The sequence below is a fragment of the Variovorax paradoxus genome (genome assembly GCF_030815855.1).
Classification (GTDB): domain Bacteria; phylum Pseudomonadota; class Gammaproteobacteria; order Burkholderiales; family Burkholderiaceae_C; genus Variovorax; species Variovorax paradoxus_M.
In genome coordinates this window covers 5,719,526-5,744,015 of sequence record NZ_JAUSXG010000001.1, presented here as the reverse complement: position 1 = coordinate 5,744,015, position 24,490 = coordinate 5,719,526, and the positions used below count along the sequence as shown (strand labels likewise).

General features: G+C 67.9%; 24 protein-coding genes. 13 read left to right on the top strand and 11 right to left on the bottom strand.

What is annotated here, in order from left to right; all coding sequences use genetic code 11:
- Window positions 1–19: 19 nt before the first annotated feature.
- Window positions 20–1,009, bottom strand: a complete 990-nt coding sequence (locus QFZ42_RS27265; RefSeq protein ID WP_307703960.1) for a pyridoxamine 5'-phosphate oxidase family protein — start codon at window positions 1,007–1,009, stop codon at window positions 20–22.
- Complete coding sequence (locus QFZ42_RS27260; protein WP_307703959.1) at window positions 1,006–1,671, bottom strand: glutathione S-transferase family protein; 666 nt, start codon at window positions 1,669–1,671, stop codon at window positions 1,006–1,008. Before QFZ42_RS27260 ends, QFZ42_RS27265 begins: the two co-directional genes overlap by 4 nt.
- A 111-nt stretch (window positions 1,672–1,782) precedes the next feature.
- On the opposite strand from QFZ42_RS27260, the gene QFZ42_RS27255 reads away from it, so the two are divergent.
- From QFZ42_RS27255 to QFZ42_RS27225, 7 genes are all read left to right on the top strand, one after another.
- Window positions 1,783–2,673, top strand: coding sequence for a LysR family transcriptional regulator (locus QFZ42_RS27255; protein ID WP_307703958.1), 891 nt, complete (start codon window positions 1,783–1,785; stop codon window positions 2,671–2,673).
- Window positions 2,674–2,725: 52 nt separating this feature from the next.
- Window positions 2,726–3,673 (top strand): ATP-binding cassette domain-containing protein, encoded by a 948-nt coding sequence (locus QFZ42_RS27250; protein ID WP_307703957.1) that lies wholly within the window; start codon window positions 2,726–2,728, stop codon window positions 3,671–3,673.
- Window positions 3,674–3,675: 2 nt separating this feature from the next.
- A complete protein-coding gene (locus QFZ42_RS27245) occupies window positions 3,676–4,530 on the top strand; it encodes an ABC transporter permease (protein WP_307703956.1) in 855 nt (284 codons plus the stop codon).
- A gap of 674 nt (window positions 4,531–5,204) precedes the next feature.
- Window positions 5,205–5,660, top strand: a complete 456-nt coding sequence (locus QFZ42_RS27240; RefSeq protein WP_307703955.1) for a MarR family winged helix-turn-helix transcriptional regulator — start codon at window positions 5,205–5,207, stop codon at window positions 5,658–5,660.
- 85 nt (window positions 5,661–5,745) lie between these two features.
- Window positions 5,746–6,171: an organic hydroperoxide resistance protein gene (locus QFZ42_RS27235; RefSeq protein WP_126750043.1), complete on the top strand. Its 426-nt coding sequence runs from the start codon at window positions 5,746–5,748 to the stop codon at window positions 6,169–6,171.
- Between the two features lie 173 nt (window positions 6,172–6,344).
- Complete coding sequence (locus tag QFZ42_RS27230; RefSeq protein ID WP_307703954.1) at window positions 6,345–7,460, top strand: DUF2855 family protein; 1,116 nt, start codon at window positions 6,345–6,347, stop codon at window positions 7,458–7,460.
- Between the two features lie 34 nt (window positions 7,461–7,494).
- Window positions 7,495–8,529 carry a serine/threonine protein kinase gene (locus QFZ42_RS27225; protein ID WP_307703953.1) on the top strand — a complete coding sequence of 345 codons (1,035 nt, stop codon included), beginning with the start codon at window positions 7,495–7,497 and terminating at the stop codon, window positions 8,527–8,529.
- Window positions 8,530–8,575: 46 nt separating this feature from the next.
- Here the strand turns inward: QFZ42_RS27225 and QFZ42_RS27220 are convergent, their stop codons facing one another.
- Window positions 8,576–9,913, bottom strand: coding sequence for a UDP-glucose dehydrogenase family protein (locus tag QFZ42_RS27220; RefSeq protein WP_307703952.1), 1,338 nt, complete (start codon window positions 9,911–9,913; stop codon window positions 8,576–8,578).
- Between the two features lie 96 nt (window positions 9,914–10,009).
- Here QFZ42_RS27220 and QFZ42_RS27215 point away from each other — a divergent pair, with 96 nt between their 5' ends.
- Genes QFZ42_RS27215 through QFZ42_RS27200 form a run of 4 tightly spaced genes read left to right on the top strand, consistent with a single transcriptional unit; the run spans window position 10,010 to window position 13,980 of the window.
- Entirely contained in the window at window positions 10,010–11,035 is a 1,026-nt protein-coding gene (locus tag QFZ42_RS27215) for a glycosyltransferase (protein ID WP_307703951.1), read from the top strand.
- Window positions 11,036–11,070: 35 nt separating this feature from the next.
- Window positions 11,071–12,093: a hypothetical protein gene (locus tag QFZ42_RS27210; RefSeq protein WP_307703950.1), complete on the top strand. Its 1,023-nt coding sequence runs from the start codon at window positions 11,071–11,073 to the stop codon at window positions 12,091–12,093.
- A complete protein-coding gene (locus QFZ42_RS27205) occupies window positions 12,083–12,856 on the top strand; it encodes a hypothetical protein (protein ID WP_307703949.1) in 774 nt (257 codons plus the stop codon). Before QFZ42_RS27210 ends, QFZ42_RS27205 begins: the two co-directional genes overlap by 11 nt.
- An 8-nt stretch (window positions 12,857–12,864) precedes the next feature.
- Window positions 12,865–13,980 carry a hypothetical protein gene (locus QFZ42_RS27200; protein WP_307703948.1) on the top strand — a complete coding sequence of 372 codons (1,116 nt, stop codon included), beginning with the start codon at window positions 12,865–12,867 and terminating at the stop codon, window positions 13,978–13,980.
- Between the two features lie 31 nt (window positions 13,981–14,011).
- Here QFZ42_RS27200 and QFZ42_RS27195 read toward each other — a convergent pair whose 3' ends face one another.
- The 4 genes from QFZ42_RS27195 to QFZ42_RS27180 all read right to left on the bottom strand — a co-directional run bounded on the left by QFZ42_RS27195 (window position 14,012) and on the right by QFZ42_RS27180 (window position 18,744).
- On the bottom strand, window positions 14,012–14,548 hold the full coding sequence (locus QFZ42_RS27195; protein WP_307703947.1) for a hypothetical protein: 537 nt from the start codon (window positions 14,546–14,548) through the stop codon (window positions 14,012–14,014).
- Window positions 14,545–16,581 (bottom strand): molecular chaperone HtpG, encoded by a 2,037-nt coding sequence (gene htpG / locus QFZ42_RS27190; protein WP_307703946.1) that lies wholly within the window; start codon window positions 16,579–16,581, stop codon window positions 14,545–14,547. The genes QFZ42_RS27195 and htpG overlap by 4 nt, the downstream gene beginning before the upstream one ends.
- 143 nt (window positions 16,582–16,724) lie before the next feature.
- Window positions 16,725–17,765, bottom strand: a complete 1,041-nt coding sequence (locus QFZ42_RS27185) for an ABC transporter substrate-binding protein (protein ID WP_307703945.1) — start codon at window positions 17,763–17,765, stop codon at window positions 16,725–16,727.
- A gap of 61 nt (window positions 17,766–17,826) precedes the next feature.
- Window positions 17,827–18,744 (bottom strand): LysR substrate-binding domain-containing protein, encoded by a 918-nt coding sequence (locus tag QFZ42_RS27180; RefSeq protein ID WP_307703944.1) that lies wholly within the window; start codon window positions 18,742–18,744, stop codon window positions 17,827–17,829.
- A gap of 99 nt (window positions 18,745–18,843) precedes the next feature.
- Here QFZ42_RS27180 and QFZ42_RS27175 point away from each other — a divergent pair, with 99 nt between their 5' ends.
- Window positions 18,844–19,854: a zinc-dependent alcohol dehydrogenase family protein gene (locus tag QFZ42_RS27175; protein WP_307703943.1), complete on the top strand. Its 1,011-nt coding sequence runs from the start codon at window positions 18,844–18,846 to the stop codon at window positions 19,852–19,854.
- 174 nt (window positions 19,855–20,028) lie between these two features.
- On the top strand, window positions 20,029–20,733 hold the full coding sequence (gene aqpZ / locus QFZ42_RS27170; RefSeq protein WP_307703942.1) for an aquaporin Z: 705 nt from the start codon (window positions 20,029–20,031) through the stop codon (window positions 20,731–20,733).
- Between the two features lie 6 nt (window positions 20,734–20,739).
- Here the strand turns inward: aqpZ and QFZ42_RS27165 are convergent, their stop codons facing one another.
- The 4 genes from QFZ42_RS27165 to QFZ42_RS27150 all read right to left on the bottom strand — a co-directional run bounded on the left by QFZ42_RS27165 (window position 20,740) and on the right by QFZ42_RS27150 (window position 24,482).
- A complete protein-coding gene (locus QFZ42_RS27165; RefSeq protein ID WP_307703941.1) occupies window positions 20,740–21,078 on the bottom strand; it encodes a hypothetical protein in 339 nt (112 codons plus the stop codon).
- A 122-nt stretch (window positions 21,079–21,200) separates the two neighbouring features.
- Entirely contained in the window at window positions 21,201–22,604 is a 1,404-nt protein-coding gene (locus QFZ42_RS27160) for a sensor histidine kinase (protein WP_307703940.1), read from the bottom strand.
- Complete coding sequence (locus QFZ42_RS27155; protein ID WP_307703939.1) at window positions 22,601–23,257, bottom strand: response regulator transcription factor; 657 nt, start codon at window positions 23,255–23,257, stop codon at window positions 22,601–22,603. The genes QFZ42_RS27160 and QFZ42_RS27155 overlap by 4 nt, the downstream gene beginning before the upstream one ends.
- 121 nt (window positions 23,258–23,378) lie before the next feature.
- A complete protein-coding gene (locus QFZ42_RS27150) occupies window positions 23,379–24,482 on the bottom strand; it encodes a winged helix DNA-binding domain-containing protein (RefSeq protein ID WP_307703938.1) in 1,104 nt (367 codons plus the stop codon).
- Between the last annotated feature and the right edge of the window lie 8 nt (window positions 24,483–24,490).

The window sequence follows — 24,490 nt, the reverse complement described above, 5'->3', positions numbered from 1 at the left end:
AGCGGGCGGCCTTCGATCTTCAAGACACGGCGCTGCCGGCTCGCTGAGCATTCGCCCAGCAGCCCGTCCGCGCCAAGTGCGGCGACAGCTCCGCGCCGCCCCATCGCAAAGGCAGCGCGCCCGGACGGCGCAGCACCTGTTCGACGCGCAGGCGCAGCAGGCGTTCGGCGCCTTCAAAGGCGGCCACCTCCGGGCCGTCCCAGATGATTTCGGCGCTGGCCGTCAGGTGCAGCAGTTCGCCGTTTTCGAAATCGATGAACAGCAGCCCCGCGCGCGGATGAACCGACAGGTTGCCCAGCGTGTTGAAGAAGCGGTTGCCGACGAAGTCGGGCACGGTGAGCACGCCGTCCTCGCCGACCCGAACGAAACCCGGCAGTCCGCCGCGGTGCGAGACGTCGACCCCCTGCGCGGCCGGATCGGCTTCGTCGCCGGCCGCCGCATGCTGCGGAAACGCCGAGGCGATGAAGAAGGTGTCGACGCGCCCGATGAGCGTGCGCGCCGCATCATCGAGGCCGCCGAGCCGCTGTGCCGCCGCGGCGGCGGTATTGTGCGGCGCAAACAACGGCTCGCGTGCCTGGATGTACTTGGGGCAATTGCCGAAGCTCTGCTGCACCTCGACTGTGAAGCCCTGGGCATCGAGCGACTCGACCCTCCCGTTCATGCGGTTGCGCCGCCGCGTGTGCGGCTCGATGCCGAGCAGGCCGAACGAGGCACCCTGCACCAGTTGCCCTGCCAGCGGATCGTCCGGCATCGGCAACGCATCGATGCGCAGGTGCAGCGGGTCCGGCGAGTGCGCGAAGCCGGGCGGCGCGGCCAGCACGCTGGCCCAGGGTTGCAGCTGCGCATCCAGGCTGCCGACGACGAGGAACGGCAGTTGCGCGAAGAAGTCGCGGTGCTGGTCCGGCATGAAGTCGCGAATCACGCGCGAGCCGGCCGCAGCCATCACTTCGCGCGAGCCCGCGAGGGCTTGCAATGCGCGTTCGCCGGCGTGGAACGGCGCGGCGATCATGCGGCCGCCGCAAGCCCGATGGGCGTGCGCACCATGGGCACAAAACCGGGCAGCGCCTCGATGCGCTCGAGCCAGCCGCGCAGCTGCGGATAGGGTTCAAGCGACACGCTGCCTTCGGGCGCGTGCGCCACGTAGGCGTAGTTCGCAAGGTCCGCCAGCGTGGCCGACGAGTCCGCAAGAAAGGCCCCGCGCTGCAGATGCGTCTCCATGACCGACAGGAGCAAATGGGAGCGCGACACTGTTTCCGCCGGGTCCACTGGCAGGCCGAACAGCGCCATCACTCGGGCCGCAGCCGGCCCGTAGGCCAGCGGCCCCGCCGCTATCGAGAACCACCGCTGTACGCGCGCCGCGCCGAGCGCATCGCGCGGCATCCATCGGGCCGGATCGGCCGCATAGCGCTCGTTGAGATACACCAGGATCGCGTTCGAATCGACCAGCGTGACCTCGCCGTCTTCGATCACGGGCACCTGGCCGAAGGGATTGCGCGCCAGGAACTCCGGCGTGCGCGTGGCCTTCTTGCGAAGGTCGAGGTCGACGAATTCGAAAGGCAGCTCGAGCATCGAGAGAAACAGCCGCACGCGGTGCACATGGCCCGAGATCGGCGTGCCATAGAGCTTGATGGGCTGCGCGGGACGCCGGGCGGCGGAGGTGCTTGCGTTCATTGGAATTCCTCTCGAATGGCTGTGGGATGCCTGCATTCTTTTCTATTCCGATAAATGAATGAATAGCCTTCAATGGATTTCACTGCTGCGTTTTCCGGTTTAATAGCCTTCATGGATCGCTTCAAAGCCATGCAGACCTTCGTGCAGATTGCCGAGCAGGGCAGCCTGACCCGTGCCGCCGAATCGCTGGGCAGTTCGTTGCCCGCGGTGGTGCGCTCGCTCGCCGCGCTGGAGGCGCACCTGGGCGTGCGCCTTTTTCATCGCACCACGCGCCGCCTCTCGCTCACCGAGGAAGGCCGCCACTACTTGCCCAGCGCGCGCGAAGTGCTGCTCGCGGCCGATGCCGCGGACCTCGCGCTCAGGGCCGAAGCACACGAGCCCGCGGGCCTGCTCACCGTCACCGCGCCCGTGCTCTTCGGCCACATGTATGTGGCGCCCGCCATCACGCGCTTCATGAAGCGCTACGAGAAGGTGCGCTGCAGCGTGCTGCTGTACGACCGCACGGTGAACCTGCTGGAGGAGAACATCGATGTCGGCATCCGCATCAGTCCGCTGGAAGATTCTTCGCTCGTGGCGCAGGCGCTCGGCACCATCCGCCGGGTGGTGGCGGCGAGTCCCGGCTACCTCGCGCAGCACGGCACGCCGCGGCATCCACGCGACCTCGCCGGCGCGCCCTGCGTGCGCGGCCGTATCGACGCGCCGCCGCAGTGGCAGTTCCATGAAGGCGGCAAGACCCTGAGCGTGACGCCGAGCAACCGTCTCGAATTCAACCACCTCGCACCCGCGATCGAAGCTTGCGCCGCGGGCATGGGCTTTGGCACCTTCTTCTCTTACCAGGTGCTGCCCCACGTGGCGCAAGGGCGATTGAAACTGGTGCTCGAAGATTACGAACCGCCGCCGAGGCCGGTCAGCGTGATCTACCCGAGCGCGCGCCTGCTGCCGGCGCGCACCCAGGCGTTCATCGACTGGATGAAGGCCGAGTTCACCGGGCTGCGGCTCTAGCGCCGCCGGCCTGCCCGAAGACAGCACGGCGCGGCTGGGCCAAAATGTTCGGGTGCCGACTTCTTCTTCACTTTCTTCGCCTCCCCTTTTTCGAGCCAGCCACCTGCGAAAGCGCTACGGTGACACCACGGTGGTCGACGATCTCTCGTTCGAGATCGCGCCGGGTGAATGCCTCGGCGTGATCGGCCCCAACGGCGCCGGCAAGACCACCACCATCCGCATGTGCCTGGGCCTCACCGCACCCGACGGCGGGGCGATCGACGCCCTCGGATTGCAGATGCCGCGCGATGCCCTGGCCATCAAGGCGCAGCTCGGCGTGGTGACGCAGTTCGACACGCTCGACCCCGACTTCAGCTGCGCGGAGAACCTCGTGGTCTATGGCCGCTACTTCGGCTTCAGCAAGGCGCAGGTGCGAGAGCGCGTGCCGCAGCTGCTGGAATTCGCGGCGCTGTCGCACAAGGCCGATGCCAAGCCCGGCGAGTTGTCGGGCGGCATGCGCCGGCGCCTTTCGCTCGCGCGTGCGTTGGTCAACGACCCTCGGCTGCTGCTGCTCGACGAGCCCACCACCGGGCTCGATCCGCAGGCCCGCCACCTGATGTGGGAGCGCCTGCAGTTGCTGCTGCAGCAAGGCAAGTCGATCCTCTTGACCACGCACTTCATGGACGAGGCCGAGCGCCTGTGCTCGCGCCTGCTGGTGCTCGACCACGGGCGCAAGATCGCCGAAGGCCGGCCGCGCGACCTGATCGAGGAGCACCTGGAGCCCGACGTGGTCGAGGTGTATGGCAACGGCGCGTTGTCCCTGGCCGAATCGCCCGAACTCAGGGCCATGGCCGCGCGCGTCGAGGTGAGCGGGGAGACGGTCTTCTTCTACACGCAGGATGCGCGGCGGCTTCTCGATGCGTTGACGCGGCACGGCGGCCTGCGAACCTTTCATCGGCCCGCGAACCTGGAGGACCTGTTCCTCAAGCTCACGGGCCGGCAAATTCGAGAGGATGGCTAGCCATGAACACCCCGTCGACGACAACAACAACGACGACAACTGGAGCCGGCACTCCGACGCCATCGCCTTCCGCATGGCGCGCCCCCGAACTCTCGCTGCGCTGGTGGCCGGTTTTCCTGCGCAACCTGCTCGTCTGGCGAAAGCTCGCGATCCCGAGCCTCATCGGCAACATCGCCGAGCCGCTGATCTGGCTCGTGGCTTTCGGCTACGGCATGGGAGCGCTGGTAGGGCAGGTATCGGTGGATGGCGTGAAGGTGCCTTACATCCTGTTCCTCGCGAGCGGGTCGATCTGCATGAGCGCGATGAACGCCGCGAGCTTCGAGGCGCTGTACTCGGCGTTCTCGCGCATGCATGTGCAGAAGACCTGGGACGGCATCATGAACGCGCCGGTCGGGCTCGACGATATCGTGTTGGCCGAGATGCTGTGGGCGGCGTTCAAGTCGATCTTCACCGTGACCGCGATCCTGTTCGTGATGCTCGGGCTGGGCATCAGCCACAGCCCGAAGCTCGTGGTGGCATGGATGGTGCTGATCGGCGCGGGAATCACTTTCTCTTCCATTGCGCTGATCTTCAATGCGCTGGCGAAGGGGTACGACTTCTTCACGTACTACTTCACGCTGTTCATGACGCCGATGATGTTCTTGAGCGGCGTGTTCTTTCCGCTGGAGCAGTTGCCTTCTGCTGTGCGGGCTGTGGCGGCTTGGCTGCCGTTGACCAATGCGGTGGCTTTGGTGCGGCCGCTGTTCATGGATCAGTGGCCGGCCGGTTGGTGGCTGCACGCGGCGGTGCTTGCTGTGTATGCGGTCGCGGCGTTCTGGATTGCGTTGGCGCTGACGCGTAAGCGGTTCAGGGGGTAGTTTTTTTCCGGGGCCGGGTCTCGCCCCGGCGGGCGACTCACTTTCTTTGCTTCGCCAAAGAAAGTAAGCAAAGAAAGGCGACCCCTACTGTCTGCGTCCCTTCGCTTCGCTACGGGAAACCTGCGGTGCTCGACTCCGGCGGGGGTCCGCAGAACTCGCTTCGCTCAAACAGCTGCGGCCCTGATCCCGCCTCCATCTGCGCTCCTCGGCGCATACAGAAGGGGTGGGGAGAAGGCAGGCCATCGCTGCGCTCGGCCGGGTGCAAGCTCAACAGCCCAACTCAATACAGACAGCTCAATACCAACCACCGCGGGCGCTACGCGCCTGCGGTGGCTTGGTGGCCGAGCGAAGCAAAGGCACGTGCGGTTCCCAAGCCCCTCTGTATGCGCCGAGGAGCGCAGGGTTTCGCGGATCAGGGCTCGCAGCTGTTTGAGCGAAGCGAGTTCTGCGAGACCCCGCGAAACCCGAGCACCGCAGGTTGCCCCGTAGCGAAGCGCAGGGGTCGCAGACAGTGGGGTCGCCTTTCTTTTGCCTACGTTTCTTTGGCGAAGCAAAGAAAAGTAGGTCGCCCGCCGGGGCGAGTCCCGGCCTCGGAACGCAAAAGAACCCTCCGCAAAAAACAAACAAAAATACTTATATTGCACACAATTCAATTGCTCGCTACAATTCACCCCATGCGCTCCAACACCGCCCCCGCCGACGAAATGCTCAAGCTGGACAACCAGCTCTGCTTCGCCGTCTATTCCGCCTCGTTGGCCATGACCCGCCTCTACAAGCCGGTCCTGGAAAAGCTGCAGCTCACCTATCCCCAATACCTGGTCATGCTCGCCCTCTGGGAGCAAGACGGCCCCACCGTCTCCGAGCTCGGCGAACGCCTCTCGCTCGACTCCGGCACGCTCACGCCGCTGCTCAAGCGGCTCGAAGCCAACGGCTACGTGGCCAGGGTGCGCGACACGGCCGACGAGCGCCGCGTGCACATCACACTCACTGCCACCGGCCGCAAGCTCAAGTCCCGCGCCGCCAACGTCCCCGAATGCCTGATGGCGGCCGCCCAGTGCTCGGTGCCCGAGCTGATTTCGCTCACCCAGCAGATCCAATCGCTGCGCGACCGCATCAAGAAGGCAGCCTGACGGACATCCCGGTTTTCTCCCGCTTCGATCCAAAAAGAGAGAGCGAAGCTTTTTTCACCCTCCCTCCATCATCAAAGGAATCACCATGACCACCAAGCTCGACAAGGTTCTCTACACCGCTGAAGCCCACACCGTCGGCGGCCGCGACGGCGCAGGCAAGTCCAGCGACGGCGCCATCGATGTCAAGTTGAGCTCGCCCGGTTCGGGCAAGCCCGGCACCAACCCCGAGCAGCTGTTCGCGGTCGGTTACGCCGCTTGCTTCATCGGCGCAATGAAGGCGGTCGGCCCGAAGATCGGCGTGAAGGTGCCTGAAGACGTGGCCATCGACTCGAAGGTTTCCCTCGGCCCGACGAACGGCGGCGCGGCCTACGGCATCTCGGTACAACTCGCCATCACGCTGCCCGGCCTCGACGCGGAACAGAAGCAGAAGCTGGTGGACACCGCCCACCAGGTGTGCCCGTACTCGAACGCCACCCGCGGCAACATCGACGTCGAACTGACGATCGCCTGATTCCGCGCTGAGTGACAAAAAAGGAGCGCTCCGGCCACAAGCCGGGGCGCTTTTTTCATGGCCGCGGTTGTCTCACGGGCGACGCTGCAAAGGGAAACGCGATAGCGCCTTTCATCAAGCTTCGCTAACGTGGCCGCACGCCCTGCAACTCACACCACCGTGGAGACCGCCCCATGAGCACCACCAGCCTCCTGGTCCGCAAGGACCAGCTCCCCACCACGCGCCTGCACACGGCCACCGACCAGCCGCTGGCCGACGGCCAGGTGCGCGTGCGCATCGATTCCTTTGCGCTCACCTCCAACAACATCACCTACGCCGCCTTCGGCGACGCGATGAGCTACTGGCAGTTCTTTCCCTCCGAGGAAGAAGGCTGGGGCAGCATTCCGGTGTGGGGCTTCGCGAGCGTCGTGCAGTCGCTGCACCCGGGCGTGGCGGTGGGCGAGCGGCTGTATGGCTACTGGCCGATGTCGTCGAGCGCGGTGCTCCGCCCCGACCGGCTCTCGGCCGGGCGCCTTACCGACGCGGCCCCGCACCGCGCCGACCTGCCCGCCGTCTACAACCAGTACTTCCGCTGCAACGCCGACCCGCTCTACACCACCGACACCGAAGACCTGCAGGCGCTGCTGCGGCCGCTGTTCATCACCTCGTGGCTGATCGACGACTTCATGGCCGACAACGATTTCTTCGGCGCCAACACCATGCTGCTGTCGAGCGCATCGAGCAAGACGGCCTACGGCACGGCCTTCCAGCTGCACCAGCGCAAAGGCATCGAGGTGATCGGCCTGACCTCTCCCGCCAACGTGGCCTTCTGCCAGAGCCTGGGCTGCTACGACCGCGTGGTGAGCTACGACGCGCTCGACGGCATCGCGGCCGATACACCCTGCGTGTACATCGACTTCGCCGGCAACGGCGGGCTGCGCAACGCCATCCACACGCGCTTCGCGAACCTCAAGTACAGCAGTTCGATCGGCGGTACGCACGTCGAGCAGCTCGCGTCCAAGGGCGCGGGCAAGGACCTGCCCGGCCCGCGCGCCACGCTGTTCTTCGCGCCCGCGCAGATCAAGAAGCGCACCAGCGAATGGGGCGCCGACGAATTCGGCCGCCGAATGGTGGCCGCGTGGCACCACTTCCTGGCGACCGTGACCGACCGGAGCAACCCCTGGCTGCATGCCGAACACCACCACGGCGGCGAGGCGGTGCAGGCCGCCTACGCGCAGGTGCTGGCCGGCAAGGGCGACCCGCGCATCGGCCATATCCTTTCGCTTTACAAACAACCGGGCGGCCTGTGACGGCGAACAGGGCGGGGGTAGCGACAATCGCTGCATGACCCCTTCCCCCGCAGCGCCCGCCAACACACATCCCTACGAGAGCCTCACGCCCGACGTGGTGCTCGACGCGCTCGCAACGCTCGGCCTGCACGGCGACGGCCGGCTCACCGGCCTGAACTCCTATGAAAACCGGGTCTACCAGGTGTACCTGGAAGACCGCAGTGCGGTCGTCGTCAAGTTCTACCGCCCCGAACGCTGGACCGAGGCCGAGATCCTCGAAGAGCACGGCTTCTCGCTCGAACTGGCCGCAGGCGAAGTGCCCGCCGTGCCGCCGCTGGCTTTCGATGGCGCCACGCTGCACCACCACGCCGGCTTCGCCTTCAGCGTGAGCCCCTACCGCGGCGGCCGCGCGCCCGAGCTCGACGACTTCGAGGTGCTCGAATGGGTCGGCCGGTTTCTCGCGCGCATCCACACGGTGGGCAGCGCCAAGCCTTTCGAAGCGCGGCCGGCGCTCGACCTGCAGACTTTCGGCGTCGCCTCGCGCGATTGGCTGCTGGCCAACAACAAGGTGCCGCTCGACGTGCAGCGCGAATGGGAGGCGGCCTGCACCCAGGCGCTGGACATGATTGCAGCCACGCCGCTGGCGGTGAATGCCCCCGCCTCCGGCTTTCAGCCGCGCAAGCTGCGGCTGCACGGCGACGTGCATCCCGGCAACATCCTCTGGACGCCGACCGACCGGCCTGGCGGCGGCCCGCATTTCGTCGACCTGGACGACGCGCGCACCGGCTTCGCGGTGCAAGACCTGTGGATGCTGCTGTCGGGCGACCGTGCACAGCGCACCTCGCAGCTGTCGGGCCTGCTCGACGGCTACGAGCAGTTCCGCGAGTTCGACCGGCGCGAACTCGCGTTGATCGAGCCGCTGCGCACGCTGCGGCTCATCCACTACAGCGCCTGGCTCGCCCGCCGCTGGGAGGACCCGATCTTCCCGATCAACTTTCCGTGGTTCGGCTCGAGCGACTACTGGAAGGGCCAGATCCTCGTGCTGCAGGACCAGTGCGAGCAGATGGCGGAAGAACCGCTCTACGCCTGAGCCACGCGCTGCAGCCATCGCGCGACCCGCACGCCGGGCCGGCGATTCAGCGCAGCACCGAACGGCCGCGGCCGATGCCATAGTAGGCAATGCCGGCGGCTTCGACCTCGGCGGCCTCGTAGAGGTTGCGGCCGTCGAAGATCGCGGGCGTCCGAAGCACGCTCGCGATGCGCACGAAATCGGGGCTGCGAAACGCGGGCCATTCGGTCACGAGGGCCAGCACGTCGGCGCCCTGCAGCGCCTCTTCGGCCGTATCGCACCATTGCACGCCAGGGCGTTCGCCCATGATCGCGCGCGCGTTCGGCATCGCCGCCGGATCGTGCACCCGCACACGCGCGCCGGCCGCACGCAGGCGCTCCAGCAACACCAGGCTGGGCGCTTCTCGCATGTCGTCGGTGTCGGGCTTGAAGGCCAGGCCCCAGAGCGCGATCGTCTTGTGCGCGATGCGGCCCTCGAAGTGGTGCGTCATCAGGTCGAACAGCCGGCTCTTCTGATCGTGGTTCGCAGCCTCCACGGCCGAGAGGATGCGCAGCACGTGCCCATCGCGATCGGCCGCGTGCCGCAGCGCCCGCACGTCCTTCGCGAGGCACGACCCGCCATAGCCCGCACCCGCCTGCAGAAAATCGGGGCCGATGCGCCGGTCCGAGCCGATGCCGCGGCGCACCATCTCGATGTCGGCGCCCGCATGCTCGGCCACGCGCGCCATCTCGTTCATGAAGCTGATGCGGGTCGCGAGCATGGCGTTGGCCGCGTACTTGGTGAGCTCGGCGGAGCGGCGGTCCATCACCAGCAATTGCCTCAGGTCGCGTACGAAGGGCTGGTAGATCCGGGTCAGCAGGTCGATGGCCGCGGCGTCGGCCGCACCGATCACGACGCGGTCCGGTTGCCGGCAATCGCGCACGGCCGAGCCTTCGCGCAGGAACTCGGGGTTCACGGCCACGGCGATGCGATGCGGCGCACCCCGCTGCGAAAGCTCCGCGTGCAGCACGGCTTCGACCTGCTCCGCGGTGCCGACCGGCGCGGTGGACTTGCAGACGACGACGGCGTCGCGGTCGCGGTGCTGTCCGATGCTGCGCGCCACGGCCATCACGTGCTGCAGATCGACATTGCCTTCGGCATCGGCCGGCGTGTTGACCACGATGAAGAGAACGTCTCCATGCAGGCTCGCGACGCGCGCGTCGGCCGTGAACTGCAACCTCCCGGCGCGGGTGCCGGCAGCCACCAGCGCCTCGAGCCCCGGCTCGTGCAGCGGCATCCGGCCCTGCTGCAGCCCTTCGACGCGAGTGGTATCCGCGTCCGCGCACAGCACGTCGTGCCCGGCTTCGGCCAGGCACGCGGCGAAGGCAAGGCCCACATAGCCGGCGCCGAAGATGCTCAGCCTCATGCGCGCGCGCCGGCCCCACGGCACTGGCCCCCGCGGCGGTTGTGAGATAAAAGCAGGATGCAAGTCTTCAAAACAATGTCCGGACGGGAAAATTCGATGATGCACGATCAAGTGGCCGCGCGCACCGCGCTGGTCCTGGAGACCAACAATCTGCGCGGCGGTGCGGGTGCCGAGGCCGCCGCCAGCAGCAGCCTGCAGCGCCTGGTCGCCCTGCTGGCGAAGCAGCAGCTGCCGCTCGCAGCGCTGGCGCAAGTGGTCATCACGCACGACGGCCTGAGCGCCGCATCGTGCGAGGCCGTCACGGCGCTGGCCGGCCGCCCGGTCGACTTCGTGCGCATCGACGCCGCCACCGGCTACTACGACGCCAAGAACGTCGGCTTCGCGGCCACCGATCCCGAGCGCTGCGACCACGTGGTGTTCGCCGATGCCGACTGCCTGCCCGCCGACGACTGGCTGCTGCAGATGCTCGCGCCGTTCACGCGCGCCGATGCGCCCGCCGCGGTGGCCGGCCGCACGAGCTACGCGGCCAACGTCGTCGGCACCGCGCTGACAACCATCGATTTCATGTACTTCCCCAACGCGGACCACGCAGGCGCCACGAGCAACTTCTACGCGAACAACGTGGCATTCCGTCGCGATGTGTTCGAGCAGCACAGCTACCAGGCACTCGACGGCGTGTACCGCGCGCACTGCCAGGTGCTGGGCATGCGGCTCAAGGCGGCGGGCATTCCCGTTCACTACGCGGCCGGTGCGCACACCGAGCATCGCCTGCCCGACACGCGCGCCGAGGCGCTGAAGCTCCGGTGGATGCGCGGGCAGGACACGTATTCGCTCACGCCGCATTTACTGCGCAGCTACGTTTCGGCGCGCTGGCAATGGCTGGCGAAGAGCGGGCCGATCGGGCCGCTGTGCGTGCTGTTCACGCGGCTGGGCTTCAGCGTGCGCGCGCTCAATCATCAGGATCTTCCACCGCTCTCCGGCATGCGCTGGGTGGCGGGCGTGGCGCTGATCGTGGGCTTCTCGGCCATCGACATGCTGGGCGCGTTCGCACGCGGCATCGGCCTGCACACGACCGGCCGTGAGAACGCCGACGCGCAGGCGCTTTCGTATCATCGGCCCTGACAACCATCGACAAGAACTACAACTACAACTACACCATGCGCACCCATTCACCGTTCTCCCTTCGCAGCATGGTCTCGGGCCTTGTGCTCGCCGGCCTCTGCGCCGCGGCCCACGCCACCGATTTCACCGGCCGCGGCGTCTTCAACTTCAAGTCCGACAGCGGTTGCCCGTTCACCGCGCTGGCAGGCCCCGCGAACGAATGCAACCGCCTGGCCCTGGACGATGCCGACACGCGTGCCGCGCTCGACAGCACCACGCACACGATCCGCTTTGCGAACCCGCGAACCTACGGCGAGAAGACCATCGTGGGCGACGTGCTGCTGCAGGGCTCGGGCCAGCCGCGCAATTCGCAAGGCAATGGCCCGCGCGTGCCGCTGACCTTTCATGCGCTGGTGAGCCGCTCGGGCAACGAATGGTCGGTGAGCAGCCACGCGCATTCGCCGATCGGCGGCGAGTTCGGCGACACCCGCATCGACCCGTACCAGGTCGTGGTGATCGAGGGAAGCACCGAGCGCGTGGTGCTCACGCCGGTGCAGATCAGCGAGACGCTCTCCAAGCCTTCGATCGCCGCGCGGCTTGCCAACGAATTCGTGCAGGTGCAGGACAACCGCGCGGGCGGCGCGAAGGATGCCGACATCACCATCGGGCTCGGCCTCCGCAAGGCCTCGAAATCGGTGGCGCGCGCACACTTCCGCGCGCCGTCGGCCAAGGGCAGCGAACTCTCCGAGGCCATGCGGCAAGGCAACTGGTCGCTCGAGCTCCAGGCCCTGAGCGGTCAGATTCCGCGCCAGGTGGTGCAGCGCGATCTGTTCCTCTACGGCCTCGGATCGCAGCCACTGCTGCAGCCGCTCATGCGGCGCGGCTTCCAGAAGAACGAGAAGCTCGTGCTCGGCGCCACGGGCGGCAAGGGCTATGTGCGCTATGACGGCCAGCAGCGCGAGTTTGCCGGCGCCGATGCGTCGGCACGCGCGTTCCTGCAGGACAGCTTCATCGGCCTCGTGCTGGGTTGGCAGCACCAGCAGCCGCAGCCCTCGGTGGCCAAGGCCGATGGACGCTGACGTTTCCCCGCCGGGCGCGGGGTTCGATTGCCTCGCGCCGCCACGGTGGCGGGGCTGGCCGGCGCTGCAGGCATGGCTGGTGCACCACATCAAGCGCGCCGCATTGCGGCAAATGCATGCGAGCCGCGCCGGCGAAATGCTGTTGCTGCGCCTGTACCTCGTCGGCGAGGAATCGTCCGAGCAGGCCTTGCAGCGCGAGCTGCGCACCTGCGCGCCCGACTGGCTCGCGCGCCAGCTCGACCAGCACTTGGCCGACGAGCAGCTGCACGCGCGGCTCTTCGCGGAAGCCATCGTCGAACGCGGCGGCGCCGCACAAGCGGCCACGCCCCTCGACGAAGCCTCCGAGGAAGCACCACGGCCCGACTGGCTGAGCCGGCGCAAGCTCGCGCGCTGGCAGCGTCTCATCCAGCGCCATGCACCGCACTTTTCGCACGGTGGCCTCGTACCGGCCTATGCGATCGGCCTCTCGGCCGAACAGATGGCCTCGCGCATCCTGCAGCGCCATTGCGCGCTGATCGGCCCGCGGCATGCGCTGCACCCGCTGCTCACGCGCGTGCTCGCAGACGAAGACCGCCACATCCGCCTGTGCAGCCACACGCTGCAGCGCTGCGTGGCGCCGCACGAAGAGGCGCGGCTCGCGCAGCTGATGCACGAGGTGCGCGACACCGAGCGCGGCTTCGGCGTCACCGGGGCGCTGGGCATGTACGCCGCCGGCTTGGCCTTGCGCCTGCGCCCCGGCAGCGCACGGCCGCTGGCTGCCTGAGCCGACCGATGCCGCCGCGCATCGTCTATCTCGCGACCGCGGACGCGCGCGGCCACCTGATGCGTGCGCAGCTGCTTGCGCATTCGCTGCGTGCCGCGGGCGCCAGCGTGCAGGTGCTCACCACCTCCGACGAAGGCGCGCGCTTCCTCGCCGGCTTCGGCATCGAGGCGCCCGTGCTCTCGCGCCACTACGCGGTGCAGTTCGACCGCGAGCAGAACATGCTGCGCCGCGAGACCGACCGCAATGTGGCGCACTACATGTTCCGGCCCGGCCGCATGCTGCGCGACATCTTCCGCTTGCGCGCATGGTTCCGCGAGGCCGACCTCGTGGTGAACGACTCTTTTCATCCCGCGCTGCTTTTCATGGGCTGGATGCCGGGTTGGCGAAACAAGGTGGTCCACGTCTACGGCGACAGCCTGCGACATGCGCTCGAAAGCAATTTCAGCGGCCGGATGCCGGGCTGGACGGCGAAGATGTTCGGCCGCATCGTGGCATGGCAGATCGACCGCAGCCGCGCGCGCATCGCACATGATTTTGCCTACGGGGCGCCGGAGCACGACGGCCGCGGCGGACATCGGCTCGCCACGCCGGTGGCTGTGGTGGGAGCCGACACGGAGCCGCACGACGACCTTGCGCCGCAAGCCGCGGTGTATCTCAATCCGCACTTCGAGGAGACTGCGCTGGCCGATGGCCTGGAGCGCGGACTGGCCGATGCCGGCGTGCCGGCGCACCTCGTCGGCGAAGGCTACGCGCACCGCACGGGCTGGCATGCGCAGGACGAGCACTGGATCGAGATGGCCGCACGCAGCGCCTTCATCGTCTCGGCACCGGGCATGGCGGCGCTGTCGATCACGGCGGTCTACCGCAAGCCGATCCTGCTGCTGCTGACCGACCAGCCCGAGCAGGCCATCAACGCGGAACGCGCCGCACAGCTGGGGCTGCAGCACCGCACCGTGGTGTGGCGCGGCCGCACCGAAGACTTCGCCCGTGAAGTAGCCACCGCCGCGGGCGAGTTGCTCGCCCTCGCCGACGGCGGCACGCATGCGATGGAAGGCCGCGAGGCCGCCGTCGCGCGCCTGCAGCACTGGACCGCGCTGCTCTCCCGCCTGGCAGCACGTCGCTGAAGGCGCTAGCGCCGCGCTTCGGCAACCGCCATCAAGGCGCGATGGGATTGGCGGGCGTGCCGAGTTCGCCGGCCTGCGCCACGGCGGCCGGCCGATAAGAAACCCGCGCCGCAGCGGGAGGCTGAAGCGGCACCGGGGCAAGCATGGGTCTTGTCGCCCCATCCTTGGTCACGACGACCGGCGCGGCGGATGCAACAGCCGCCGAGGTCACCGGCGCAGCGCCGCCCGCGGGTGCGTAGGCCGTCTTCGCCGCATTCGGGTCGTGCAGCACCACGCTCTTGCTGACGCCCACGCCGGTGCCGATCGGCCCCACGCCAGCGCCGACACCCACGCCGGCCGATCCGGCCACCACGCCCGAGTTGTTGACCGCGACGCCCGCCCCGAGCGGACCCCAGCCGGTATTGAGCCCGACCGAGAAATTGCCGTCCTTCGTGGCACCCAGCCCGATCGAGAGCCCGGGCACCAGCGGAATGCCGATGTGATAGTGCGAACAGCCGCCCATCAAAAGCAACAACAGCGCCGCCGAGGCGGCACCCGCTGCACGAGCGATGCGCGGCCGGGCACTCACACCAGCAGCGCGTTCACGCGCCTCACGTAGGCCGCGGGGTCGGCCGGCAGGCCGCCTTCGGCCAGGAGGGCCTGGTCGAAAAGAATGTTCGCAAGATCGTCGAAGTGCTCGGAGCCCTCGAGCTTCTTCACCAGCGCGTGCTCGGCGTTGACTTCGAGCACGGGCTTCAGGTCGGGCGCGGGCTGGCCGGCCTGCTTGAGCATGCGCGCGAGCTGCGTGCTCATGCCGCCGTCCTGCACCACCAGGCAGGCGGGCGAGTCGACCAGGCGCGTGGTCACGCGCACGTCCTCGGCCTTGTCCTTGAGCGCTTCCTTGAGCTTCTCGAGCAGCGGCTTGAAGGATTCGGCGGCTTCCTCGGCGGCCTTCTTCTCGGCCTCGTCCTGCAGCTTGCCCAGATCGACCGCGCCCTTGGCCACGCTCTGCAGCGGCGTGCCGTCGAACTCGGTGAGGTAGTTGAGCGCCCACTCGTCGACGCGGTCGGTCATGAGCAGCACCTCGATGCCCTTCTTCTTGAAGACCTCGAGTTGCGGGCTGTTCCTGGCGGCAGCCACGTTGTCGGCCGTGATGTAGTAAATCGCGTCCTGGCCTTCCTTCATGCGTGCCTTGTAGTCGGCGAAGCTCACGCTCACGGTGTCGCTGGTGGTCGAGGCGAAGCGCAGCAGCTTGGCAATGCGGTCGCGGTTGCCGAAGTCTTCGCCCAGGCCTTCCTTGAGCACCGCGCCGAACTCGGCGTAGAACTTGGCGTACTTGCCCGAGTCGTCGGCGGCCGCGGCGGCGGTTTCGGCGGCGGTGGGTGCGTTCTTGTCGACCACGTCCGTCACGGCTTCGGTCGGCTCGGGAGCCGGCACCGATTCGCCCGAACCCACGTCGATCTTGCCCTCGCCGCTTTCGGGACCGGTCTTCTGCTTCTTGGCCAGGTCTTCGAGCATGCCGAGCACGCGCTTGGTGCTGCCCTCGCGGATGGCCTTGACGTCGCGGCTTTCCTGCAGCAGCTCGCGGCTCACGTTGAGCGGCAGATCGGACGAGTCGATCACGCCCTTCACGAAGCGCAGGTAGCTCGGCAGCAGCGCCTCGGCGTCGTCCATGATGAAGACGCGCTTGACATACAGCTTGACGCCCGCGCTCTTGTCGCGGTTCCACAGGTCGAACGGCGCCTTCGACGGAATGTAGAGCAGCTGCGTGTACTCGGTGCTGCCCTCGACGCGGTTGTGGCTCCAGGCGAGCGGGGCCTCGTAGTCGTGGCTGATGCTCTTGTAGAACTCTTCGTACTGCTCGGCCGTGATGTCCTTCTTGGGGCGGCTCCAGAGGGCATTGGCCTTGTTGACCGTTTCCCACTCGCCGGTCTTGACCATGTCGCCGGGCTGGTCGTTCTCGCCTTCCTTCCACTCCTCCTTTTCCATGAGGATCGGGAGCGAGATGCGGTCGGAATACTTGCCGACGATCTGCTTGAGCTTCCAGGCGTTGAGGTATTCGTCGGCGTCGTCTCGCAGGTGCAGCGTGATGCGCGTGCCGCGTTCGGGGCGCGTGATGTCGGCGACCTCGAAGTCACCCGCGCCGCCGCTCGTCCAGCGCACGCCCTGGTCGGCCGGCAGGCCGGCGCGGCGCGATTCGACCGAGATCTTGTCGGCGACGATGAAGCCCGAATAGAAGCCCACGCCGAACTGCCCGATGAGCTGGGCGTCGGCCTTCTGGTCGCCGCTGAGCTTGCTCATGAAGTCCTTGGTACCACTCTTGGCGATGGTGCCGAGGTTGTCGATGGCTTCCTGGCGCGACAGGCCGATGCCCTTGTCGGTGATGGTGAGGGTGCGCGCGGCCTTGTCGAAACTCAGGCGCACGTCCAGCTCGGGCTGGTCCTCGTACAGCTCGGGACGGTCGATGGCTTCGAAACGCAGCTTGTCGCAGGCGTCCGACGCATTCGAAATCAGCTCGCGCAGGAAGATTTCCTTGTTGGAGTACAGCGCATGCGTGACGAGGTGCAGCAGTTGCGCGACTTCAGCCTGGAACGGGAGTTTCGTATTGGAAGAATCAGCCATGGGAAAAAGGAAATATCGAAACCAAAAAATTCTAAGCCGGGCGGCCTTGACCGCACGCCCGACCCGCCAACTCTGCGAGTTGGGGCTGGCGCCCCGAAAAACAATAGCCCCGTTCTTGCGGTGGCGTGAAGCCCCGGACGGGCTTACCTGGCCTGGGATTCCACTTCCCGGGTCCAGCGGTCGATCAGCCGCTTTCGCTCGGCGGCCTTGCCGTATTTCTCGAAGTCGTACTTGATGAGCTTGACGTCGCTCATCGACGGAATGCGCGCGTCGGGCTTGAAGGTCTTGTTGGCCGGAGACTGCAGGCTGCCGACCTGCCCGCCGATCGCCTGGCCGGCCGGGCTCATGAGCCAATCGTAGTAGCGCTTGGCATTCTCCTTGTTGCGGGCCCCCTTGACCAGCGCGATGCCGCCCACCTCGTAGCCCGTGCCCTCGCAGGGCGCGGCGGTCTTCACCGGAAATTTGTCGTACCGCCAGCGCTCGAAACCGAAGATGAAGCTCACGCCGATGGCCACCTCGCCCTTGGCGACATTGGGCGCCTGCGCCTGGCCGCTGCGGGTGTAGCTGGTGACGTTGCGGTGCAGCTTCTTGAGGTAGTCGAAGGCCGCGTCTTCTCCCAACTGCTGCACCAGGCCCGCGATGATGGTGTAGGCCGTGCCGCTCGAGGCCGGGTGCGAAATTTCGATCTCGCCCCTGTACTCGGGCTTGACGAGATCGGCCCAGCACTTGGGCTCATGCAGCTTCTTTTTCTTGAGCAGCTCGGTGTTGAAGCCGAAGCCGATGGCGCTGGTGTAGAAACCGCCGACCATGTTCTGCGACATGGCGTACTGGCGCACCGCCCAGTCGTGCAGGTCGTTGATGTAGGCCGGCCGATAGGCCTCGAGCAAGCCCTGCTCCGCGGCCTGCAGGAACGGGTCGCCGGTGCCGCCCCACCAGATGTCGGTCTTGGGGTTGGCCGCCTCGGCGCGCAGCTGGGCGCCGATTTCTCCGGTGCCCTTGTGCGCTTGCTGCACCTTGATGCCGGTCTCGCGCGTGAAGGCCGCGGCGGCCGCCTCGCACCAGCCCGCATCGGTGCTGCAGAGCGCGTTCACCGTGCCCTGCGCCGCGGCGCCCGCCGAGAAGAAAGCCAACGCACCCGCGCATGCGGCAAGGGCCGTGATGTTCCTGATGGCAGTGGGGCGCATGCGTTCTCCGGCAAATGAATGAATAAATGGCAACAAAGCGCAGGATAAGGGGCAAAGCCCCTCAGCGGGCCGCCAGCAGCGGCGGCAGATGCTCCGTCAACCAGTCGATCACCACCCGCGTCTTGTGCGGCAGGTAGCGGCTTTGGGAACGGATGACGTTGAGCTCGAAGCCGAAGGGCCGCGGCTCCTCGAACACCCGCACCAGCGTGCCGGCCGCGAGCGCATCCGCCGCGAGCCAGGCCGGCAACCGCGCAAGGCCCATGCCGCCTATCGCGCCTTCGAGCAGCACTTCGGCACTGTCGCAGCGCAGCCGCGAAGGCAAGAGCATTTCGACCAGGCGGCCCTCGGCATCGTGAAAGCGCCACGGAAAGGTCTGCCCGTCGCGTACATAGAGCACCGCCTCGTGCGGCGACGGCACAACAAGCTCGGCCACGCTCGCGGGCCGCCCGCGCTCGGCCAGGTACACAGGCGCAGCGCACAGCACCATCCACTGCATGCCGACCGGCCGTGCGATCAGGTCGGCGCTGTCGGCCAACTCGCCGCTGCGGACGGCCAGGTCCAGCCCCTCTTCGACCAGGTCCACACGCCGGTCATTGAAGGAGAGCTCGAGCGAAAGCCCCGCGTGCCGGCGCGCGAGCGCGAGCAGCAGCGGCCCGATCTTGAGGCGCCCGAGCATCGCCGGCACGCTGAGGCGCACCAGTCCGGCGGCGGTGCTGCGGGCGGCGTCGGTCATCGCCTCGGCGGCATCGAGTTCGGCCAGCACGCGCCGGCAGCGCTCGTAATAGCCATGGCCTTCTTCGGTGAGGCTCTGGCTGCGCGTGGTGCGCAGAAAGAGCCGCGTGCCCAGCCGCGCCTCGAGGCGGGCAATGCTCTTGGCCACCGCAGAGCGGGTGACATGCAGCCGCTCTGCCGCACGCGCGAAGCTGCCGGCTTCCACCGCGGCGACGAACTCTTCGATGCCTTGAAGACGTGGGCTCATTGGATATTTTCAGACGCCATGAAGTTGAAAATTATCCACCACTGGATAGCTCTACTCGCCAATAGCATGAAGGCTTCCTTGTTTTTGTGGAGTCTTTTCATGCACGAACCCCAAACGTTGCGCCGCTGGCAGCTATCGACCTTCGGCGCCGAGCACCTCGAACAGGTCGAGCAGCCGCTTCCCACGCCTGGGCCGGGCCAGATCCTCGTGCGGGTGGGCGCGGTGTCGCTCAACTACCGCGACCTTCTGATGATTCGCGACGGCATGGGCATGACGTTCGACATGCCTTTCACGCCCGCCTCCGACATGGCGGGCACCGTGGTCGCTGCGGGCGCGGGCGTGCGCCGGTTCTCCGTGGGCGACAGGGTCGTCAACACCTTCTGGGGCGGCTGGATGGACGGCCGGTGGCACGCCGACGCCGTGCTGGCCGGCGGACCCGGGCCGGGCGTGCTGGCCTCGCATGTCGTTCTCGATGCGGCCTGGGCCGTGGCCGCGCCCGCCACGCTGGACTTCGCCGAGGCCAGCACGCTGCCCTGCGCCGGCCTCACGGCCTGGTTCGCCCTGGCCGAGACCGGCGCGCTGCGGCCCGGCCAGACCGTGCTGATCCACGGCACCGGCGGCGTCGCGCTGTTCGGCTTGCAGATTGCGCGGCTGCATGGCGCGCGCACTATCGTGATCTCGGGCAGCGAGGACAAGGGCGTGCAGGCGCTGGCACTCGGCGCCACCCATGTGCTGATGCGGGACAGCGACTGGCCCGCCGAAGTGCGCCGGCTCACCGAGGGCCGCGGCGCCGACCACGTGCTCGAACTCGCGAGCGGACCGAATCTGGATCGATCGCTGCAGGCCGTCGCGCAAGGCGGGCGCGTGTCGATCATCGGCATGCTCGGCGGCGAGACGCTGAGCGCCTCGTTCTACGCCATGGTGCGCGGCCGCGCCACGGTGCAAGGCATCGGCGTGGGCCATCGAAGCGCGCTCGAAGACCTGGTGCGTGCCGTCGACGTGAACGCACTCAAGCCCGTGATTGCGGCGCGCTACGCGTTCGATGCATTGCCTGATGCGCTCGGGCATCTCGCGCGAGGCGCCTTCGGCAAGGTGGTTGTCACGCTCTGACGAGCTCCATTAGCTTCTTGCGCAACGCCTGTCAGAAACAAAAGATCGCTGATTTGTGAACAGGTTCCGTTAGATGCAACAACCTGCGTGACGCACGCATGTTCCGTTCCTAGAATCCGCCCGCGCATGGCCCCGGCCTGCGCATTTTTTCAACTTCAGGATGGATGGAACAGCATGGAACATAGCACTTACAAAAAGTGGTCAGCGGAGTTCATTGGTACTTTCTGGCTCACGCTGGGCGGCTGTGGAAGCGCTGTTCTCGCCGCGGCCTTTCCCGGCCTCGGCATCGGTTTTCTGGGTGTCTCGCTGGCGTTCGGCTTGACGGTGGTGACCGGGGCTTATGCGCTCGGCCCCATCTCGGGCGGCCACTTCAACCCGGCCGTGTCGATCGGCCTCGCCGCCGCAGGCCGCTTCAAGGCCTCGCAGCTCGCGGGCTACATCGTTGCGCAGGTGCTGGGCGCCATCGCAGCGGCCGGCGTGCTCTACCTGATTGCCACCGGCAAGCCCGGCGCCGACATCGGCGGCTTCGCCACCAACGGCTTCGGCGAGCATTCGCCCGGCAAGTACGGCATGACCGCCGCGCTGATCTGCGAAGTGGTGATGACCGCCGTGTTCCTGATCGTGATCCTCGGCTCCACCGCCAAGCGCGCCGCCGGCGGCTTCGCAGGCCTGTCCATCGGCCTGTGCCTCACGCTGATTCACCTGATCTCCATTCCGGTGACCAACACCTCGGTCAATCCGGCGCGCAGCACGGGCCCGGCGCTGTTCGGCCCGTCCTACGCGGTGTCGGAACTGTGGCTGTTCTGGCTCGCCCCCATCGCGGGCGCGATCATCGGCGCGGTGATTTACCGCGCGCTGCTCAGCAGCAACGACGACTGAAGCCGATCAACTGCCGCTGGCCGACTGCACCAGCGGCAGCGAGGTCGATTGACCGATCGATTCGGTTCCGGTCGCATGCGAGGCCGCGTACGCGCCGGCCTCGACATCGGACACCGGGATCGTCGAGTTCATGGCCGGCGCGCTGGTCGACTGGCCGATGGACTCGGTGCCGCCGGGTCGGGCGGCCGCCATCGCGCCCGCCTGCACGTCGGGGTTCTCGGACGAATTCATCTGCAACGGATGGTAGTCCGAGCCATCGGTGGTTTCGGCCGATGCATGGACGGTACCGAGCGCCGCAAATACGGCAAAGGAACCAAGGGCAAGAAGCTTGAAGGAAGTGCGCATGGTGTGCTCCTGATGGCGAGTTGTCTGTCTGTCGTCTCCGGCCGCGTGCCGCCCGCGAACTGCGTGTGGCAGGGCCTGGATGCACTCTAGGCAGCCGGACTGAGCAGGCCGTGAGCAACGAGTTAGCTCGGCGTGAGCGGCACCGACCCCGAAGGCAGGTGCACCCGCGCCAGCAGCCCCGGACCGCCCCCTTCCGCTTCAGCGCGGTTCCACAGCTCGATACGCAAGCCATGCCGTTCAGCGGCCGTGCGCGCGATGGCGAGGCCGAGTCCGCTGCCGCCGGCCGGTGCGCCCGGCACGCGAAAGAAGCGATCGAACACGCGGCCGATCGACGAGTCGGGAATGCCCGGCCCGTTGTCCAGCACGTCGACGACCGCGTGGCCGCCAACTTCGTGCAGCCGCACATCGACCACGCCGCCTTCGGGCGCATAGCGCAGCGCGTTGTCGATCAGGTTGTCGAACACGCTGCGCAGCTCGGCGGCCGGCGCCGACACCACGGGCGCGATCGATCCCTCGAAACCGATGTCGACGCGCCGCGCGTCGGCCAGCACCATCAATTGGCTCACGCTGTCGCGCAGCAAGGTCTCGATGTCGACCGGCTCGCCCGGCACGGGCCGGGCCGGCGCATCGTGCCGCGAGAGGCTCAGCAACTGCTCGATCAGGTGCTGCGCGCGCGTGACGCCGGCTTCGAGCTGGTTGAAACGCTCGGTGGCCTCGCCTGAGGGCACGTGCGCGCGCAGGTTCTCGATCTGCAGGCCGATCGCGGCCATGGGCGTGCGCAGCTCGTGCGCCGCGTCCTGCACGAAGCGGCGCTGCGTGGCGAAGGCATTGCGCACGCGCGACAGCAGCTGGTTGAACGCCTGGACCAGCGGCGCAATCTCGTCGGGCACGCGCGCCAGCGACAGATCGGTGAGGCTGCGCTCGTCCTGCGAGGCCACATCGCGCGCCACCGCGCGCAGCGAGCGCGAGGCTGCGGAGACGATGAGCCACAGGATCAGCAAGGCCAGCGGCAGCAGCAGCGCGATGGGCAGGCCTTCGAGCAGCGCGCGGCGCAGCGCCCGGTGCCGCCGGTAGTCTTCGTTCTGCAAGACCTGCACGCGCGGCTGGTCGGCACGCGGTCCGGGTTCGGCGGTGAACACGCGCCAGCGCGAAAGCGTGTGCGCGCCGGTGCTCGCATCGCTGAAACCCGGTCGCGGCTGCAAGGGCACCGCGGCCAGCGGCGGCCAGGAACTCGCAAGCAGCGTGCGGCCGTCGGCGCTCCATATCTGCACCACGAAGGCGCCGCGTGCGAAGGCGGCTTCGCCGTCGAGCGGGCGCGGAGCGCGGGGCGGATCGGTGCCCGCGTGGGAATCGGCCACGAGCCGCATCTGCTCGTCGAGCGCGTTGTGCACCAGGTCGCCATACGCCACGAAGGTGAACCACGCCGTGAGCGCCGCCGCCACCAGGTGCAGCGTGACGAGCCAGAACAGAAGTTGGGTGCGCAGCGAGCGCGGGCGCCATCGACGGCCGCCACGCGCAACCGTCATGCTGCCACGCGCCAGCCGAGCCCGCGCACGTTGCGGATCGATTCGGCGCCGAGCTTGCGGCGCATGCCGTGGATCAGCACGTCGATGGCGTTGCTGGTCACTTCCTCGCCCCAGCCGTAGATGCGGTTCTCGAGCTGCTCGCGCGAGAGGATGGCGCCGGGCCGCTCGAGCAGTGCGTGCAGCAGCGCAAACTCGCGCGCCGTGAGTGCCTCGCGCTCGCCGTTGGCCACCACCTCGCGCGTGGTGAGGTCGAGCTGCAATGTGCTGCCGCCGATCAGCGAATGCGCGGCGCCGTCGCGCCGGCGCACCACGGCCCGCATGCGCGCGAGCAGTTCGCGGAATTCGAAAGGCTTCCGCAGGTAGTCGTCCGCGCCCAGGTCGAGGCTGTGGATGCGGTCGTCGAGCCCGTCGCGTGCCGTGAGCACCAGCACGGGCGTGGCATCGCCGCGTTCGCGCGCGCGCCGCAGCACCTCGGTGCCGTCCTGGCGGGGCAGGCCCAGGTCGAGCAGCACGCAGGTGTAGCCGCCGTCGCCGAGCGCGCTTTGCGCCAGCTCGCCGTCGCGCACCCAGTCGGCCGACCAGCCCGCGCCCTCGAGCGCCTGCTTCAGGCTGCGCCCGATCATTTCGTCGTCTTCCACCAGCAGCACACGCATTGCGGCGACTCCTTGGGCAGCAAGGTAGCACGTGATCGGGATGATCGATAGTGGCCTGCGCCGCGGCGCAGCGTAGAGGCGAAGTCTTAGGCGGGGCTTAGATGCCGTGCAGGCACAAGGGTCACAGCACGCGAATGTCGTGCCGCTCGCCCTCGCCGTCCGCTGCAAAGGCCAGCAGCCGCATGGCCTCTTCCTGCACGCCAAACCGGTCGGCCTTCGGCCAGCGGGTGAAGGGCTCCAGCACCACCGTGGCGGTGTTCTTCGCGCGCTCGATCTTCCAGACGCCCGCGACGAACCCGTCGAGCAGCACCGTGCCGCGCACGATGCCGTTGACGGTGAACACGCGGGCGCGGTGTTCATCGCTCATCACGCGGCTTCGGTCGGCGTGCGAGAGCAGCAGGTTGTCCCACTCGGCGACGAGGCGCGGTGGCGCGGGCGTGTCGGGGCCGGGACGCGGCGCGCGCGGCAGGTCGAACAGTTCCTGGCCCTGATCGCCGATGAACACGCGCAGCTGCGGCCGCAGGCGCTCGGCCACGGCCTTCCAGCCCGTGAGGCCCGACCACGCGCCGGCATCGGCGAGCGTGGCGGGGCCGAAGGCCGCCAGGTAGCGCAGCAGCAGGTCGTCCTGGGTGGCGGCTACGGCATCGGAGGCCGATTCGCCAAGCCAATGTTCGAGGGGCTGGAGCTGTGCGCTCTGGTGCGAGTTCCAGCTGCCCGCGGGCGGCAGGTGCACCAGCGGCACGTTGTTGCGGATGAGTGCGGTGAGCGAGGCGGGTTTGCGGTCTTTCCAGCGCAATGCGAGAGCCTGCCCCAGTTCCGAACTGTTGAGCGGAGCTTCGTCCAGCAGCGCGCGCCCCGCCTTCACCACGGCCGCACGGTCGATGCCTTCGAGGGCCCGCCCGTGGCCGCTCGACAGTCCGCGCTGATGCACGGATTCGAGCAACGGCCGCCAGGCCAGCGCATCCGAGGCGGCCATCAGGTGCAGGGTCGCGCGCATCGTCGACATGCGCACGACGCGCCGCTTCTTCAGGGCCTCGGTCAGCTGTTCGCGGCGAAAGCCTTCGAGCCGGCTCCACAGGCCGATGTAGGGCGGGTTCGGTGCCTGCGCCTGCAGGCCCGCCAGTTTTTCGATCGCCTGCGTGACCGTCGCCTTGCGCCGCTCCAGCAGCATCTGCCGCGCCAGCGTGGCCCGGTTCAGTGCGCGCCGGCTCAGCACCACGGCCATCAGCGAAG

What these genes read in the sequence shown, in the direction of transcription:
- QFZ42_RS27265 (WP_307703960.1), bottom strand. Translation starts at nt 1,009, where the DNA reads ATGATCGCCGCGCCGTTCCACGCCGGCGAACGCGCATTGCAAGCCCTC.
- QFZ42_RS27260 (WP_307703959.1), bottom strand. Translation starts at nt 1,671, where the DNA reads ATGAACGCAAGCACCTCCGCCGCCCGGCGTCCCGCGCAGCCCATCAAG.
- QFZ42_RS27255 (WP_307703958.1), top strand. Translation starts at nt 1,783, where the DNA reads ATGGATCGCTTCAAAGCCATGCAGACCTTCGTGCAGATTGCCGAGCAG.
- QFZ42_RS27245 (WP_307703956.1), top strand. Translation starts at nt 3,676, where the DNA reads ATGAACACCCCGTCGACGACAACAACAACGACGACAACTGGAGCCGGC.
- QFZ42_RS27240 (WP_307703955.1), top strand. Translation starts at nt 5,205, where the DNA reads ATGCGCTCCAACACCGCCCCCGCCGACGAAATGCTCAAGCTGGACAAC.
- QFZ42_RS27235 (WP_126750043.1), top strand. Translation starts at nt 5,746, where the DNA reads ATGACCACCAAGCTCGACAAGGTTCTCTACACCGCTGAAGCCCACACC.
- QFZ42_RS27230 (WP_307703954.1), top strand. Translation starts at nt 6,345, where the DNA reads ATGAGCACCACCAGCCTCCTGGTCCGCAAGGACCAGCTCCCCACCACG.
- QFZ42_RS27225 (WP_307703953.1), top strand. Translation starts at nt 7,495, where the DNA reads ATGACCCCTTCCCCCGCAGCGCCCGCCAACACACATCCCTACGAGAGC.
- QFZ42_RS27220 (WP_307703952.1), bottom strand. Translation starts at nt 9,913, where the DNA reads ATGAGGCTGAGCATCTTCGGCGCCGGCTATGTGGGCCTTGCCTTCGCC.
- QFZ42_RS27215 (WP_307703951.1), top strand. Translation starts at nt 10,010, where the DNA reads ATGATGCACGATCAAGTGGCCGCGCGCACCGCGCTGGTCCTGGAGACC.
- QFZ42_RS27210 (WP_307703950.1), top strand. Translation starts at nt 11,071, where the DNA reads ATGCGCACCCATTCACCGTTCTCCCTTCGCAGCATGGTCTCGGGCCTT.
- QFZ42_RS27205 (WP_307703949.1), top strand. Translation starts at nt 12,083, where the DNA reads ATGGACGCTGACGTTTCCCCGCCGGGCGCGGGGTTCGATTGCCTCGCG.
- QFZ42_RS27200 (WP_307703948.1), top strand. Translation starts at nt 12,865, where the DNA reads ATGCCGCCGCGCATCGTCTATCTCGCGACCGCGGACGCGCGCGGCCAC.
- htpG (WP_307703946.1), bottom strand. Translation starts at nt 16,581, where the DNA reads ATGGCTGATTCTTCCAATACGAAACTCCCGTTCCAGGCTGAAGTCGCG.
- QFZ42_RS27185 (WP_307703945.1), bottom strand. Translation starts at nt 17,765, where the DNA reads ATGCGCCCCACTGCCATCAGGAACATCACGGCCCTTGCCGCATGCGCG.
- QFZ42_RS27180 (WP_307703944.1), bottom strand. Translation starts at nt 18,744, where the DNA reads ATGAGCCCACGTCTTCAAGGCATCGAAGAGTTCGTCGCCGCGGTGGAA.
- QFZ42_RS27175 (WP_307703943.1), top strand. Translation starts at nt 18,844, where the DNA reads ATGCACGAACCCCAAACGTTGCGCCGCTGGCAGCTATCGACCTTCGGC.
- aqpZ (WP_307703942.1), top strand. Translation starts at nt 20,029, where the DNA reads ATGGAACATAGCACTTACAAAAAGTGGTCAGCGGAGTTCATTGGTACT.
- QFZ42_RS27165 (WP_307703941.1), bottom strand. Translation starts at nt 21,078, where the DNA reads ATGCGCACTTCCTTCAAGCTTCTTGCCCTTGGTTCCTTTGCCGTATTT.
- QFZ42_RS27160 (WP_307703940.1), bottom strand. Translation starts at nt 22,604, where the DNA reads ATGACGGTTGCGCGTGGCGGCCGTCGATGGCGCCCGCGCTCGCTGCGC.
- QFZ42_RS27155 (WP_307703939.1), bottom strand. Translation starts at nt 23,257, where the DNA reads ATGCGTGTGCTGCTGGTGGAAGACGACGAAATGATCGGGCGCAGCCTG.
- QFZ42_RS27150 (WP_307703938.1), bottom strand. Translation starts at nt 24,482, where the DNA reads ATGGCCGTGGTGCTGAGCCGGCGCGCACTGAACCGGGCCACGCTGGCG.